At 65.0% G+C, this 13,034-nt stretch carries 14 protein-coding genes and 1 other RNA gene; 7 read left to right on the plus strand and 8 right to left on the minus strand.

Features of this window, described 5'->3' with window-relative positions:
• Nucleotides 1-18 precede the first annotated feature (18 nt).
• Entirely contained in the window at nucleotides 19-1,464 is a 1,446-nt protein-coding gene (gene malQ, locus ACOX7T_RS09625) for a 4-alpha-glucanotransferase (protein WP_433442191.1), read from the minus strand.
• Nucleotides 1,465-1,695: 231 nt separating this feature from the next.
• Between malQ and ACOX7T_RS09630 the strand changes: the two genes are divergently transcribed.
• The 3 genes from ACOX7T_RS09630 to ACOX7T_RS09640 are packed head-to-tail and all read left to right on the plus strand — an operon-like array spanning nucleotide 1,696 to nucleotide 3,607.
• The gene (locus ACOX7T_RS09630) at nucleotides 1,696-2,295 is read left to right on the plus strand and encodes a GTP-binding protein (RefSeq protein WP_433442193.1); all 600 of its coding nucleotides are present in this window, start codon (nucleotides 1,696-1,698) and stop codon (nucleotides 2,293-2,295) included.
• Complete coding sequence (locus ACOX7T_RS09635) at nucleotides 2,292-2,780, plus strand: hypothetical protein (protein ID WP_433442195.1); 489 nt, start codon at nucleotides 2,292-2,294, stop codon at nucleotides 2,778-2,780. The genes ACOX7T_RS09630 and ACOX7T_RS09635 overlap by 4 nt, the downstream gene beginning before the upstream one ends.
• Nucleotides 2,777-3,607 (plus strand): HAD family hydrolase, encoded by an 831-nt coding sequence (locus ACOX7T_RS09640; RefSeq protein WP_433442197.1) that lies wholly within the window; start codon nucleotides 2,777-2,779, stop codon nucleotides 3,605-3,607. The genes ACOX7T_RS09635 and ACOX7T_RS09640 overlap by 4 nt, the downstream gene beginning before the upstream one ends.
• 62 nt (nucleotides 3,608-3,669) lie before the next feature.
• Here ACOX7T_RS09640 and ACOX7T_RS09645 read toward each other — a convergent pair whose 3' ends face one another.
• The 4 genes from ACOX7T_RS09645 to ACOX7T_RS09660 form a co-directional block, all read right to left on the minus strand.
• Entirely contained in the window at nucleotides 3,670-4,107 is a 438-nt protein-coding gene (locus ACOX7T_RS09645; RefSeq protein WP_433442199.1) for a MarR family winged helix-turn-helix transcriptional regulator, read from the minus strand.
• 146 nt (nucleotides 4,108-4,253) lie between these two features.
• Nucleotides 4,254-4,766, minus strand: a complete 513-nt coding sequence (locus tag ACOX7T_RS09650; RefSeq protein ID WP_433442201.1) for a DUF4358 domain-containing protein — start codon at nucleotides 4,764-4,766, stop codon at nucleotides 4,254-4,256.
• Between the two features lie 21 nt (nucleotides 4,767-4,787).
• The gene (locus tag ACOX7T_RS09655; protein WP_433442203.1) at nucleotides 4,788-7,271 is read right to left on the minus strand and encodes an ATP-dependent Clp protease ATP-binding subunit; all 2,484 of its coding nucleotides are present in this window, start codon (nucleotides 7,269-7,271) and stop codon (nucleotides 4,788-4,790) included.
• Between the two features lie 4 nt (nucleotides 7,272-7,275).
• Entirely contained in the window at nucleotides 7,276-7,458 is a 183-nt protein-coding gene (locus ACOX7T_RS09660; protein ID WP_433442205.1) for a hypothetical protein, read from the minus strand.
• Nucleotides 7,459-7,598: 140 nt separating this feature from the next.
• On the opposite strand from ACOX7T_RS09660, the gene ACOX7T_RS09665 reads away from it, so the two are divergent.
• Together ACOX7T_RS09665 and brnQ are read left to right on the plus strand one after the other, a co-directional pair.
• Nucleotides 7,599-7,769, plus strand: a complete 171-nt coding sequence (locus ACOX7T_RS09665) for a DUF362 domain-containing protein (RefSeq protein ID WP_433442207.1) — start codon at nucleotides 7,599-7,601, stop codon at nucleotides 7,767-7,769.
• A gap of 110 nt (nucleotides 7,770-7,879) precedes the next feature.
• On the plus strand, nucleotides 7,880-9,205 hold the full coding sequence (gene brnQ / locus ACOX7T_RS09670) for a branched-chain amino acid transport system II carrier protein (protein ID WP_433442209.1): 1,326 nt from the start codon (nucleotides 7,880-7,882) through the stop codon (nucleotides 9,203-9,205).
• A 56-nt stretch (nucleotides 9,206-9,261) separates the two neighbouring features.
• Here brnQ and ACOX7T_RS09675 read toward each other — a convergent pair whose 3' ends face one another.
• On the minus strand, nucleotides 9,262-10,227 hold the full coding sequence (locus ACOX7T_RS09675; RefSeq protein ID WP_433442211.1) for an alpha/beta hydrolase: 966 nt from the start codon (nucleotides 10,225-10,227) through the stop codon (nucleotides 9,262-9,264).
• Between the two features lie 206 nt (nucleotides 10,228-10,433).
• Here ACOX7T_RS09675 and ACOX7T_RS09680 point away from each other — a divergent pair, with 206 nt between their 5' ends.
• Together ACOX7T_RS09680 and ACOX7T_RS09685 are read left to right on the plus strand one after the other, a co-directional pair.
• Nucleotides 10,434-11,723 carry a hypothetical protein gene (locus tag ACOX7T_RS09680; RefSeq protein ID WP_433442213.1) on the plus strand — a complete coding sequence of 430 codons (1,290 nt, stop codon included), beginning with the start codon at nucleotides 10,434-10,436 and terminating at the stop codon, nucleotides 11,721-11,723.
• A 32-nt stretch (nucleotides 11,724-11,755) separates the two neighbouring features.
• Entirely contained in the window at nucleotides 11,756-12,460 is a 705-nt protein-coding gene (locus ACOX7T_RS09685; protein ID WP_433442214.1) for a DUF6320 domain-containing protein, read from the plus strand.
• A 49-nt stretch (nucleotides 12,461-12,509) separates the two neighbouring features.
• Here ACOX7T_RS09685 and ssrS read toward each other — a convergent pair.
• Nucleotides 12,510-12,703: non-coding RNA, 6S RNA (ssrS, locus tag ACOX7T_RS09690), on the minus strand.
• A gap of 13 nt (nucleotides 12,704-12,716) precedes the next feature.
• Nucleotides 12,717-13,022, minus strand: a complete 306-nt coding sequence (locus tag ACOX7T_RS09695; protein WP_148318185.1) for a DUF1292 domain-containing protein — start codon at nucleotides 13,020-13,022, stop codon at nucleotides 12,717-12,719.
• Between the last annotated feature and the right edge of the window lie 12 nt (nucleotides 13,023-13,034).

Raw genomic sequence — 13,034 nt, forward strand, 5'->3', positions numbered from 1 at the left:
TATGTTTGAGAAGCGAATTTACCCTCTGCGGTAGGTCCTGGTGATATCGGCCAGCCTGCGGGCCACATCGGGGTTGAAGGCGGCGGCACGGCAGCGCCAGGTCCAGTTGTGGGGGCCTGCGGTGCCGGGGGTGTTCATGCGGGCGTCCGCGCCCAGACCCAGCAGGTCCTGCATGGGCGCCATAGCCAGGCGGCTCATGGTGCTCCAGGCGCCGCACACGGCGCCCCAGCCGTAGCCCTCGTCCTCCCGGAGGCGGAGGTAGCGCATGGCATAGTCCCGCTCACCGGGGGAGGCCTCCTGGAAGAGCCACTGGACAAAGGTGGGGGTGTCGTGGGTGCCGGTGTACACCACCGAGTCGGGCTGGCAGTTGTGGGGCAGGTAGGCGCTCTCGCCGCAGGGGTCAAAGGCGTAGACCAGCACCTTCATGCCGGGCAGGCCGCTCTTGGCGATGAACTCCAGCACATCCTCCTCCAGAGCGCCCAGGTCCTCGGCGATGATGTCCAGGCCGGGCACCTCCTTGTGGAAGCGGTGGATGAGCTCCATGCCGGGGCCGGGCTCCCAGTGGCCGTAGGTGGCCACCTTATCCCCGGCGGGAATGGACCAGTAGTTGTAGAAAGCGCGGAAGTGGTCGATGCGCACCACGTCGTACAGCTCGGCGGCCCAGGCCATCCGCTCCACCCACCAGTCAAAGACCTCCTTCCGGTGGCCCTCCCAGTCGTAGAGGGGGTTGCCCCAGTGCTGGCCGGTCTCGGAGAAGGCGTCGGGTGGAACTCCCGCCACAGCGGCGGGATGCCCCTTCTCGTCAATCTGGAACAGCTCGGGGTGGGCCCAGAACTCGGCGCTGTCCTCGGAGACGTAGATGGGCAGGTCGCCGATGATGGATACGTTTCTCTCGTTGGCGTACCGCTTGAGGGCGTGCCACTGGCGGAAGAAGGCGGCCTGGAGGAAGAGGTGGAAGTTGACGTCGTCCTCGCCCGGCTCGGGCGCGGGGGAGGGCCACTCAGCCGGGGGCAGGTCCAGCTCCTCCCGCAGGGCGGAGAAGCGGGCGTAGTCCTCCGCCCAGTGGGCGAAGGTACAGAAGGCCTGGATGCGGGGGGCCCACAGCTCCCTGCCGCGCTCCCACGCCTTGCGCAGGAGGGGGAGGCGGGTGCGGCGGAGGAAGTCGTAGTCCACCCGGTCGGGGCTGTCCAGCTGGGCGGAGAGCAGCTCGTCACGGGTGAGGAGCCCCTCCTCGGCCAGCTCGCCCAGGTCCAGGAAGAAGGGGTTGCCCGCGAAGGAGGAGGGGGACATATAGGGGGAGTCACCTCCGCCCGGGGGCACCAGGGGGAGAATCTGCCAGTAGTGCTGGTTGGCCGAGGCCAGAAAGTCGATAAAGTTGCGGGCTTCCTTGCCCATGGTGCCGGCGCCGTAGGGACCCGGCAGAGAGAAGACGGGGAGAAGGATTCCGCTGGAGCGTCCTTCCATCTGCATTCCATCCTTTCCGAAGGCGGAGGAACCGGCTGTGTCCCGCCGCCCGGTAATTTTTGTATCCCGTATATTATAATCCGGCGGGGGAAATGTGGCAACCCGAAAAATCCGGGGCAGGGGGCAGGCGGGGACGGAAACGGCCAAGAGCGTACGAAATTACCTTGCGGCAGCGGCGCCGGTAGGGTACAATCAAAAGTGGATAATAAGGCCGAAAGGTGGGGACAGACAATGAAAATGCTTCTGCTGGGCGGATTTCTCGGCTCCGGCAAGACCGCGGTGCTCAACCGTGTCATCCGGGCCATCTCCCAGGTGGGAGGGACCTCTGCGGTCATAGAAAACGAGATTGGCCAGCTGGGCGTGGACGACGCCCTTGTGCGGGAGACGGGAATCAGGGTGACGCCCCTGTTCGGCGGCTGCGTCTGCTGCGAGATCTCCGGGGACCTGGTCCAGGCCGTGGGACAGATTGCGGACGAGGTGAACCCGGACTGGCTGGTGGTGGAGATGACCGGTCTGGCCCTGATGACCGACGTGCTCTCCGTCCTGAGCCGGTACGGCCGTCCGGACATCCCGGTCCATCCGGTGTCCGTGGTGGACGCGTCCCGGTTCGGCATGCTCAGCGGGGTCATGGCCCCGGTGCTGGAGCGGCAGCTCAGGGGTGCGGAGCTGGTGCTGGTCAACAAGGCGGACGTGGTCCAGCCCACCCAGGAGCAGCTGGACCTGATTGCCGGCTGGGCGCCCGGCGCCCGGATACGGACGGTCAGCGCCGAAAAAACGGAGGACACGGTTCTCTGGCAGACCATTCTGGAAGGGGTAGGTGAGGCACAGTGAGCGGCCATGTCCATGAAGAGAACCACAGCCACGGTCCCGGCTGCACCTGCGGGTGCCATGACCATGACCATCATCATCACCACCATGACCACGACCACGCAGGCGACCCGGCCCACAGCCTGGTAGACAACGCGCTGGTGCTCAGCGGAAAATGGACGGTCCATCTGCCGGAGCCGGCCACCGCTGCGGAGGTGGCCAACCGTGTGGCGGCCAGGCTGGCGGCGGTGGCCCAGCCTCTGGCGGTGGACGGCGCGGTGGCGGGCCATGTGAAGGCGCTGATCGCGTGCGGCGGCCAGTCGGCTGCCCTTTCCATCACCCGGCTTGGGACGGTGGACGGCGCCCGGGGTGTGGGCTGGAAGCCGGACACTCTGGTGAGACGGTATGATGTGACGGTGAACGTGCTCTCCCTGCTGAACACGGACGCTGTCACCCGTGAGGATTTGGACCGCCTGTTCGGCGGGGAAGAGGGGGCGGAAACGGTATGAGCATCCGGCTGATTGCGGTGGATTTGGACGGCACCCTGCTCTCCTCGGACAGCGCCACGGTGCATGAGCGGAACATCCGTGCCCTGCGGCGTGCGGCGGAGAAGGGGGCCAAAATTGTGCTGGCCAGCGGCCGGTCCATGGTGATGATGGAGGACGCGGCGGAGCAGCTGGGCTGCGTGAGCTATATCATCTCTTCTCTGGGGGGCGCGGTGACCGACTACGCCACCCGGAAGATGCTGGCGGAGACGGGAATTGACCCGGACAAGCGCCGGGCCATTCTGGAGGTGCTGCGGCCCTTCAAGCCCCTCATTGAGGTCTACTGTGACAACCGCATCTACGCCGAGCGGGCCATCATCACGGCCCACCCGCCCGCCTCGGATTTTGACTTCCTGCGGGCCAAGTATGACGACGTGGTGGAGGATCTGGAGACTGCCATCGGGGAGCGGATGACGGAGAAGCTGGACGTGGACTTCATCCCGGACGACGAGACCATGGAGCTGATCCGCACCCGGGTGGAGGCCCTGGGTGACCTGTGTGTGCTGGCCTATCCCGGGAATGGGAACATTGAGATCAGCCACATCGACGCCACCAAGGGGCACGCCCTCCAGTTCCTGTGCGGGTACCTGGGGATAGACGCCGAAGAGGTGCTGGCCCTGGGGGACAGCGACAACGACCTGGACATGTTCGAATGGGTGGGCTGTTCCGTGGCCATGGCCAAGTCCTCGCCCCTGGCCCGTCAGGCGGCGGACATGGTGACCGGCTCCAACAACGACGGCGGCGTGGGCCAGGCCGTGGAGGAGCTGATGGACCGGATTGGCGGCCAATGAAAAAGCAGAACGGAGCCCTGTGCATCAAATGCACAGGGCTCCGTTTGTCTGTCTTGAGGGGCTCAGGGGTCCTCCACGCTGGCACCGCCGGTCAGGTTCTTGTAGAGCCGGACCAGGAACTGGTAGAACTGGGCCTTTTCCTCCTCGGAGAAGCCGGCCAGCTCTATGGCCTCCATCCGGGCCCGCAGCTCGGTGGCCTGCTCATGGCGGGCATAGCCGCTGGGGGTGAGGGAGATGGCGGTGGCCCGCTTGTTGCCCGCCACTGCCTGGCGGGAGATAAGGCCGTCGGCCTCCATCTTGTCCAGCAGGCGGGAGATGGTGGCGGGCTCGATGTCGCACATGGCGGCCAGGTCCTTCTGCATGCAGCCGTCGTGGCGGGTGAGGAAGCCGAGAATCTTGGGCTGGCCCACGGACAAACCCAGTTCGGCAATCATGGGACGAAAGACATTGTTCTGCGCGTGGTAGGATTTCAGCAGGGCGATACTGAAGGGGACATCCATAAAACAGCAGTCCTTTGCAAATAAGAGAGGCTCCGCAGCGGGAGCCTCACAGATGGTTTTCACGCCAACTGTTAGCAATACAATTTTAGCAGATGTGAAAAAAATGTCAATTCTTTTTTTGCCCCGTTCTGTCGCCCCGCCGGCGATCAGCCCTTGGCGCCCGCCTCGATGGCGGAGCGGATGGCGGTGAATACCTGGTCCTGCCCCTCGCACATGACCAGCAGGATGGTGCCGTCCTCCAGGGTTTCAAGCCGGGCGTTGTTGGCGATGTCGTACTGGTCGGCCAGATACTGCTCAAAACTCTGCTTCTGCCGGTCCACAAACCCCTCCAGAGCATCCTTTACCTCCTCGTCCTTCCCCTCGGCGGGGTAGACGGCGGCAATGCCGTAGGCTTTGACGTTCATGGCGGAGGCGGAGATGGCAAAGGCGCTCATGTCCTCGGCGGACAGGCCCATCAACTCCAGCAGAAAGGAGGCCGTGTCGTCATCGGCCGAGGTGATGATGGGGAATGCGTCGTTGGCGTCCTGGTCCCGGGCGTCCTGGATGGCGGAGCGGTAGAGCTCGGTCCGCTCCTGGGCGGTGAGCTGGGACTCCGGCGCAGAGGAACAGCCGGCGAGCAGCAGGATGGGGAGAAGCATGAGAGAAAAGAACCGTTTCATGTCAAAAACTCCTTTGTTGTGTTATGCCTCGGGGACGGTGGGCACGGCGGTGTTCTCGGGGCTGACGGTGAGGGTGTCTCCGTCCGTGTCCACCACCGCCGTGCTCCCTTTGACCAGAGCGCCCGTGAGCAGCAGCTCGGCGGCTGGATCCTCCACCTGGGCGCGGATGGTGCGGCGAAGGGGCCGGGCGCCGTAGTCGGGCTCAAAGCCCTGCCGGGAGAGCAGGTCCAGGGCCCGGTCGGTGACCCGGAGGGATACCCCCAGCGTCTCCATCCGCTCGGCCACATCCCGGAGCATCCGTCCGGCAATGGCGCGGATTTCCTCCCGGCTCAGCTGGCGGAACACAATGGTCTCGTCCACCCGGTTGAGAAACTCGGGTCGGAACACTTTTTTCAGGTCCTCCAGTACGGCGCCCCGCAGCTCCTCCGGCGGCCGGGTCTCCCCGGCGGCGGCGGGGCGGAAGCCCAGACGGCCGCCCTTTCCCGTAATCCGGGCCGCGCCCACGTTGCTGGTCATGACCACCACCGTGTTGCGGAAGTCTGTCCTGCGGCCCTGGGCGTCGGTGAGCACGCCGTCCTCCATAATCTGGAGCAGGATGCCCCAGATATCCTGGTGGGCCTTCTCAATCTCGTCGAAGAGCACCAGGGAGTAGGGACGGCGGCGTACCTTCTCGGTGAGCTGGCCGCCCTCCTCGTGGCCCACATAGCCCGGCGGCGCGCCCACCAGCCGGGACACGGTGTGCCGCTCCATATACTCGGACATGTCGAACCGGAGCAGGGCGTCGGCGCTGCCGAAGAGGGCGGCGGCCAGGGCCTTGCACAGCTCGGTCTTGCCCACGCCGGTGGGGCCCAGGAAGAGAAATACGCCGGTGGGGCGGCCGGGCTCCTTCAGACCCACACGGCCTCGGCGCACCGCCCGTGCCACCGCCTTTACCGCATCCTCCTGGCCCACCACCTGCCGGTGGAGCTCCTCCTCCAGGCCCATGAGCCGCTGGGACTCCTCCTGGGTCAGGGTGGTGACGGGCACCCCCGTCCACTCGGCCACCACCGCCGCCACATCCTCGGCGGACACACAGCCGCCCCGCTGTCCGGCCCGCAGGGCGGCCTTTTTCAGATCCAGCTCCTTGCGGAAGTCGGCCTCCGCGTCCCGGAGCATGGCGGCCTTCTCAAAGTCCTGGCCCCGGATGGCCTCCTCCTTCTCCTGGCAGGCCCGCTCCGCCCGCTCCTCCAGCTGGCGCAGGGCGGGGGGTGTGGCCAGCCGCTCCATGCGCACCCGGGAGGCGGCCTCATCCATCAGGTCGATGGCCTTGTCGGGCAGGCGGCGGTCGCCGATATACCGGGCGGACAGGGCCACCGCCGCCTCGATGGCGTCGTCGCTGATGGTCAGCTTGTGGTGTGCCTCGTACCGGTCCCGGACGCCCCGGAGGATGGCGGAGGCGGTCTGGTGGTCGGGCTCGGCCACGGTCACCGGCTGGAACCGGCGCTCCAGTGCCGCGTCTTTTTCGATATATTTGCGGTACTCGTCCAGGGTGGTGGCGCCGATGACCTGGAGGTCTCCCCGGCCCAGAGCGGGCTTGATGATGTTGGCCGCGTCGATGGCGCCCTCCGCCGACCCGGCGCCCACGATGGTGTGGAGCTCGTCGATGAAGAGGATGATGTTGCCCGCCCGGCGGACCTCTGAGAGAATATTCTTCACCCGCTCCTCAAATTCGCCCCGGTACTTGGTGCCCGCCACCATGGAGGACAGGTCCAGGGACAGCAGCCGCTTGGTGCGCAGCTCGTCGGGCACCTCTCCGGCGGCGATGCGCAGGGCCAGACCCTCTGCGATGGCGGTCTTGCCCACGCCGGGCTCACCGATGAGGGCGGGGTTGTTCTTGGTGCGCCGGGAGAGAATCTGGATGACCCGGCGGATTTCCTTGTCCCGCCCCACCACCGGGTCCAGCAGGTGACCTGCGGCCAGACGGGTCAGGTCCTTGGAGAACTGGTCAACCAGCTTGGTATCCCGGCTTCCCTCGGTGAAATCACGCTCCTGACGGGGGCGGCCCGGGCTGCGGTAGAAGGAGGCACCGTCGCCGCCCAGGGCGCTCATCACGTCGCCGTACAGCCTGCGGGCATCCACGCCGCTGTCGGCAATGACCCGTGCGGCCACCCCGTCCCCCTCCTGGAGGATACCCAGCAGCAGGTGCTCGGTGCCCACATAGGAGCAGCCCAGCCGGGCGGACTGGGCCAGCGCCAGCTCGATGATTTTCTTGCACCTGGGGGTGAGCCCCTGGGAGGGCTGGCCGCCCGGCGCGCCCACCCCCACCATGCCGGCGATGGCGGTGCGGATGGTCTCAGAGGAGAGGCCGGCGGTGCGCAGCACCCGGGCGGCCATGCCCTGCTCCTCCCGGGCCAGGCCCAGCAGCAGGTGCTCGCTGCCCACATAGCCGTGGCCCAGCTCGGCGGCACAGTTCTGAGCCAGCATCAGGGCCGTCCGGGCCCGCTGTGTAAATCTGGTTCCACTCACGGCCTCACGCCCTTCCGTTGCCGGAGTGGGGCTGGACCGCCTTGTCTGCCTGTTCTTTTTCAATGTGTGAATGCTCCTTTGCAGCTCCTCTGTTTTGGTGCCGGGCGCTGACGGGCGCGCCCTCCAGGTCGGGGGCCAGACTGCCCGCCGTCTCCATGTGAAAGAGAGAATTAGGAATTTTTTCCATCTAACAGCCCTCCTGACTTCCAATGGTCCCTATATTTTTTCCGCCCACAGGGAAATATACCCGCCTTCCGCACAATTTAGCATTGCAATTTGAAAAACTTGTGGTACAATGAAATCACACTTGAATTGGAGGTGTTTCCAATGGCCTATGTTATCGGTAATGACTGCGTGAGCTGCGGTTCCTGCGAGGGCGCCTGCCCCGTGTCCGCTATCTCCCAGGGTGACGAGCACTATGTCATCGACGCTGATACCTGCATCGACTGCGGTACCTGCGCTGATACCTGCCCCGTGGGCGCCATCGCTCAGGGCTGATGTACTCTGATGAAAAACAGCGGCGCCGGTGACGGCGCCGCTGTTTTTTTCTCCAAACCAGGAAAAGGAAGCCGGCGCAGGTGCTGCCGGCGGGAAACGGGAGGTCGTGTATGAAGGAGCTGAAGGGGAAGGAACTGCTGCTGGTTGGGTTCACTCTGTTCTCCATGTTTTTTGGCGCGGGGAACCTGATATTCCCGCCCTTTACAGGCGCCCAGGCGGGCACGGCCACCTGGATTGCCTTTGCGGGTCTGGCGGTGTCGGCGGTGGGCTTTCCCATTCTGGGCGTGGTGGCGGTGGCCCGCTCCGGCGGGCTGGATAAGCTGGCGGGCCGGGTGAGCGCCCGGTTTGCGGCGGTGTTCACCTTTTTGATTTACCTGTCCATCGGCCCCTGCCTGGCCATTCCCAGAACAGCCAGCACCTCCTTTGAGATGGCGGTCACCCCCTTCCTGGGGGAGAACGCTCCTGTCGGGCTGCTCCAGCTGATTTACTCCGTACTGTTCTTTGCCGCCGCGCTGGCGCTGGCGCTGCAGCCCGAGCGGCTCACCGACCGGCTGGGCAAGGTGCTCTGTCCCATCCTCATCGCCCTGATTGTGGTGCTCTTTGTGGGCTGCCTGGTCAGGCCGGTGGGCGGCTACGCCGCCCCTGCCGGGAATTACACCGGAAACCAGGCTGTCCAGGGCTTCCTGGACGGCTACCAGACCATGGACACCATCGCCGCCCTGAATTTCGGTATCATCATCGCCCTGAATATCAAGGCCAGGGGGGTGGAGAGCGAGAAGCGGGTGGTGCGGGGCACCATCCGGGCGGGCTGGATTGCAGGGGCCATGCTGCTGGTGATTTACGCCATGCTGGCCCACATCGGAGCCATGGCCAGCAGCGCCTTCCCGGGCGCGGCCAACGGCGCGGAGATTCTCACCAAGATGGTGCCCGCCGTGTTCGGCCCCTGGGGCAGCGCCATTCTGGCGGCGGTGTTTGTCATCGCCTGCTTCAACACCTGCGTGGGCCTTATCAGCTGCTGCAGCGAGTACTTCTGCGGGCTGTTCCCCAAAATCTCCTACCGGTGGTGGGCGGTGTTCTTCGCCGTGGTGAGCATGGCGGTGTCCAACGCGGGCCTGAACATGATTCTCAAGGTGTCAGTGCCCGTGCTCAACGCCATCTATCCGGTGGCCATTGTGCTTATTCTCCTGTCCTTCTGCCAGAAGTGGCTGGAGGGCCTGCGGTATGTGTACCCCGTCACCATTCTCTTCACCGGCGTGTCCAGCGTGCTCTCCGCCCTGCGGGGCGCGTCCCTGCTGCCCGCTGGGGTGGCTGAGCTGCTGATCAAAGCGCCCCTGGCGTCCATGGGGCTGGGCTGGGTGATTCCGGCGGTGGTGGGCGCCGCCATCGGCATCATCCTGTCTCTGGTGATGGGCGGACACCGTACTCAGTTTGAATAAAGAAAAGAAAAAGCAGCCCTCCGTACCAGGTACGGAAGGCTGCTTTGCTGTTTGGTTTAAAACTGTTCCAGCAGGAAGCGGCCGATGCTCTCCATGGCCAGATTGGCCTTGCGGGTGGGGAACATCTGGAACACATGCCACATGTCGTTCCAAACCTCCAGGCGGCAAGGCACCTGGGCGGCGTTCATCCGGTCCCGGAGGCGGATGGAGTCGGAGAGGAGCAGCTCGTTGCTGCCGGCCTGAATCAGGGTGGGCGGGAAGCCGGTAAAGTCCCCGAAGAGGGGGGAGAGGAGGGGGTTGGTCAGATCGTGATCCCTGGCGTAGGCGGCCCGGACGGCCTTGATGTACTCCAGGGTGATGGTGGGGTCCAGGGCGGCCCGCTCGGTGTAGGACTTGCCGCTGGCGGTCATGTCGGTCCAGGGGGACATGAGGATGAGCCGGGCGGGCAGCCTGCGGCCCATGGCCTTGAGCCGGTGGCAGAGCACCAGGGCCATGTTGCCTCCGGCGGAGTCGCCGGCCACTACAATGTCCCGTGCGCCGTAGCCCTGGTACATCAGGTAGTCCCAGGCCTTCATGGCGTCGTCGGCAGCGGCGGGGAAGGGGTGCTCGGGGGCCAGGCGGTACTCAAAGGCCAGCACCTCCCAGCCGGTGACGCTGGCCAGCTTGGCGGCCAGGGGGCGGGAGTAGCCCAGATTGCCGGTGGTGTAGCCGCCGCCGTGGCAGTAGAGCACGGCCCGGCGCCGGTCGTGGCCCCGCTCGGGCCGGACCCAGGCGGCGTTCATGCCCTCCAGGCAGAAGGACTCCCACTTCATGCCCAGCATGGGGGCTGCCAGACGGCCCAGCAGCTGCTGGGCGGCACGCTGCCGCTCCAGATCCTCCGGCGCCATGGACTCGGGCAGGGTGGCGGAGTGGATGGCCTTGAGGGCCCGCATCATGGGGGCCAGCCGCCGGTCCTCGGCGGTCTCCCTGCGGGCGATGGGACGGATGAGCTTCATCCGGCGTTTTTCGGGTTTGTGTTCCATGGGAACCTCCTTGGAAAGATAGGGGGAAAATGCCCGCAGACGGGGCATCAGGTGACGTTGAGGATAGATTATATCATACTATGCCCGGCGGGAAAAGAAAAGAGGGAGAATTTGCGGCGGCCGGGCGGGTTGTAGTTTTGGGCGGAGCATGTTACAATGTTGGATGCTGAAACGGCCCTCATCGGGCCGGGAGAAGAGGGAAGACGATGCCCAGACAGAAGAAGGAAAAGCCGGACTGGTATCCGCTGGACAATGCGGGCGTGCTCTACGCCTCCATCCAGAAGGAGAAGTACTCGGCCATCTACCGGTTTTCGGCGGTGATGACGGAGGAAGTGGACCCTGCGGCCCTCCAGCGGGCGGTGGACAAGACCATGCCCCGGTTTCCCGGCTTCCGGGTGCGGATCAAGCAGGGACTGTTCTGGTACTACCTGGAGCCCAACGACGCCCCGGGCCCCTTTGTCCGGCCGGATATCGCCAACCCCTGCCAGCCGGTGCGGTTCAAGGAGGACAACGGCTGGCTGGTGCGGTTTTACTACTACCGGCGGCGCATCTCACTGGAGGTGTTCCACGCCCTGTCGGACGGCAGCGGCGCGCTGACCTTTTTCCGCACCCTGCTGGCGGTGTACCTGCGGGAGACGGGGGTGGATGTGCCCGAGGGCGGCGGCGTGCTGGATATCAGCGAGCCTCCGCCCAGGGAGGAGATGGAGGACGCCTATTCCTGCTATGTGGGAAGCAGGGTGCTCCGTGGCGGCTGGCAGAAGAAGGCCTATCCCAACACCAGTGAAGCGGAACCCTTTTACACCCTGAACGTGACCATGGGCTTCATGCCGGTGGATAAGCTCAAGGAGGTGGCCAAACGCCACGGCGCGTCCATCACCGAGTATCTGGCGGCGGTGCTGATGCAGGCCATCATGGAGAACCAGGCGGCGGAGAAGCCCCACCGGCCCCGTCCGGTGGCACTGGCCATCCCCATCAACCTGCGGGGCTGGTTCCCGTCCAAAACCCTGCGGAATTTCATCCTTACGGTGCGGCCCTGCATCGACCCGTCTCTGGGGGAGTACAGCTTTCAGGAGATTGTGGACCGGGTGCACCACTTCATGCGGCTGAGCATCAACCGGCAGGAGATGCGGGCGGTGTTCACGGGCAACGTGCGCTTCACCACCAACCGGTTCCTCCAGATTATCCCCGTGGTGCTGAAGAACCCGGTCATGTCCCTGTCCTACCGGCTGCTGGCGGCCCGGCCCTACTCGGCCACCTACACCAACCCGGGCCAGTTCAAGGTGCCGCCCGAGATGGCGCCCCACATCCAGCGGATGGAGGTCATTCTGGGCCAGGCCACCCGGCCGTCGCCCCACTGCGCCTCCATGAGCTACGGGAATGTGATGGAGGTGACCTTCGCGGGCACAGGGGTGTCCAGCGAGACGGAGCGGCGGTTCTTCACCCACCTGGTCAAAGAGGGAATACCGGTGCGGGTGGAGAGCAATCGAACAAACTGACGGCCTGCGGGCTGTCTCAGAGGTGAGAGGAAATGTCATACTGCGTCAACTGCGGTGTGGAGCTGGACGACACGGCCCAGGCCTGTCCGCTGTGCCACACGCCGGTGCTCAACCCCAACAAGCCGGTGGACATGTGGGGACCCAAGCCCTTTCCCACGGAGAAGGGGGAGGTGCCGCCGGTGTCCCGGTGGGAGCTCTCTCTGCTCATCAGCGCCATGCTGCTGTCGGTGTCGGTGTGCTGCGGGGTGCTGAATCTGTTCCTGCGGCCGGACCGGGGCTGGTCGCTGTACATCATCGGCGCGGCGGTGATGCTGTGGATCTGGTTTGTGCCGCCGCTGCTGCTGCGGCGGATGCACATCTGCCTGCGGCTGGGATTTGACGTGCTGGCCATTGCCCTGTATGTGTTCCTTATCTCGGTGGACCTGAACGGCAGCGACTGGTACTGGCATCTGGCGCTGCCCATCATCCTGCTGGGCGGCGCGATTCTGCTGTGCCTGGCGCTGATTTTCCGGGGCGGAAAGCGGTCCATCCTCACCACCACCACCCTCATCATCGGCGCCATTGGGCTGTTCCTGCTGGGGGTGGAACTGTTTGTGGACCACTTCCTCACCGGTACATGGCAGCCCGGCTGGTCCCTGGTGGTGGTGACGGTGTGCGTGGCACTGGTGATTCCCCTGGTGATTGTCCGCCGGGTGCCCTCCCTGCGGGAAGAGGTCCGGCGCAGGTTCCATATGTAAGAAAAAACCGCCTGCCGGCATTGCGCCGGCAGGCGGTTCTGACGTCTTATAGCTCCCCGCTCTGGCCGTGTGGACCCATTTAAAACCTGCACGAAATGGCAGGTGGGTTGCCTCCATGATGTTTCTCCGCTTCCAACTTCCGACCTCGGGAGTCGGGAGGCCTGCGATCCGCACCATGAGTGGGGCATCCCGTTTCAGAAATGTGGGTTTAAATAAAGCCCATCACGCACCGAGCAGGGAGGGGAAAAGAAAGACCTTACTGGTCCTCCTCCTCGTCCGCAAACAGCTGCTCCATAAACTGCTGGTACACCAGCTCCAGCTCCTCATCGCTGTCCAGGGTGGAGAGCTGCTCCTCGCCGTTCTCCTCCACAACCTTCATGATGATGAGGCCGTACTCCTCGTCCAGATCCACATCCTCCACATCCTTGCCGTCCTCGACGGTGGGGAAGAAGGCCATGTAGGTCTCGCCGTTGTACTCCAGGGTGTCCAGATGCTCCAGCTCAAACTCGTTGCCGTCCTCGTCCGTGACGGTGATAAAATCCGGGCCGTACTCTTCGCTCATAGTCTGCACCGT

This window comes from Pseudoflavonifractor sp. (assembly GCF_050943825.1).
In the GTDB taxonomy this organism is placed as follows: domain Bacteria; phylum Bacillota; class Clostridia; order Oscillospirales; family Oscillospiraceae; genus Pseudoflavonifractor.

What these genes read in the sequence shown, in the direction of transcription:
- malQ (WP_433442191.1), bottom strand. Translation starts at nt 1,464, where the DNA reads ATGGAAGGACGCTCCAGCGGAATCCTTCTCCCCGTCTTCTCTCTGCCG.
- ACOX7T_RS09630 (WP_433442193.1), top strand. Translation starts at nt 1,696, where the DNA reads ATGAAAATGCTTCTGCTGGGCGGATTTCTCGGCTCCGGCAAGACCGCG.
- ACOX7T_RS09640 (WP_433442197.1), top strand. Translation starts at nt 2,777, where the DNA reads ATGAGCATCCGGCTGATTGCGGTGGATTTGGACGGCACCCTGCTCTCC.
- ACOX7T_RS09645 (WP_433442199.1), bottom strand. Translation starts at nt 4,107, where the DNA reads ATGGATGTCCCCTTCAGTATCGCCCTGCTGAAATCCTACCACGCGCAG.
- ACOX7T_RS09650 (WP_433442201.1), bottom strand. Translation starts at nt 4,766, where the DNA reads ATGAAACGGTTCTTTTCTCTCATGCTTCTCCCCATCCTGCTGCTCGCC.
- ACOX7T_RS09660 (WP_433442205.1), bottom strand. Translation starts at nt 7,458, where the DNA reads ATGGAAAAAATTCCTAATTCTCTCTTTCACATGGAGACGGCGGGCAGT.
- ACOX7T_RS09665 (WP_433442207.1), top strand. Translation starts at nt 7,599, where the DNA reads ATGGCCTATGTTATCGGTAATGACTGCGTGAGCTGCGGTTCCTGCGAG.
- brnQ (WP_433442209.1), top strand. Translation starts at nt 7,880, where the DNA reads ATGAAGGAGCTGAAGGGGAAGGAACTGCTGCTGGTTGGGTTCACTCTG.
- ACOX7T_RS09675 (WP_433442211.1), bottom strand. Translation starts at nt 10,227, where the DNA reads ATGGAACACAAACCCGAAAAACGCCGGATGAAGCTCATCCGTCCCATC.
- ACOX7T_RS09680 (WP_433442213.1), top strand. Translation starts at nt 10,434, where the DNA reads ATGCCCAGACAGAAGAAGGAAAAGCCGGACTGGTATCCGCTGGACAAT.
- ACOX7T_RS09685 (WP_433442214.1), top strand. Translation starts at nt 11,756, where the DNA reads ATGTCATACTGCGTCAACTGCGGTGTGGAGCTGGACGACACGGCCCAG.
- ACOX7T_RS09695 (WP_148318185.1), bottom strand. Translation starts at nt 13,022, where the DNA reads ATGAGCGAAGAGTACGGCCCGGATTTTATCACCGTCACGGACGAGGAC.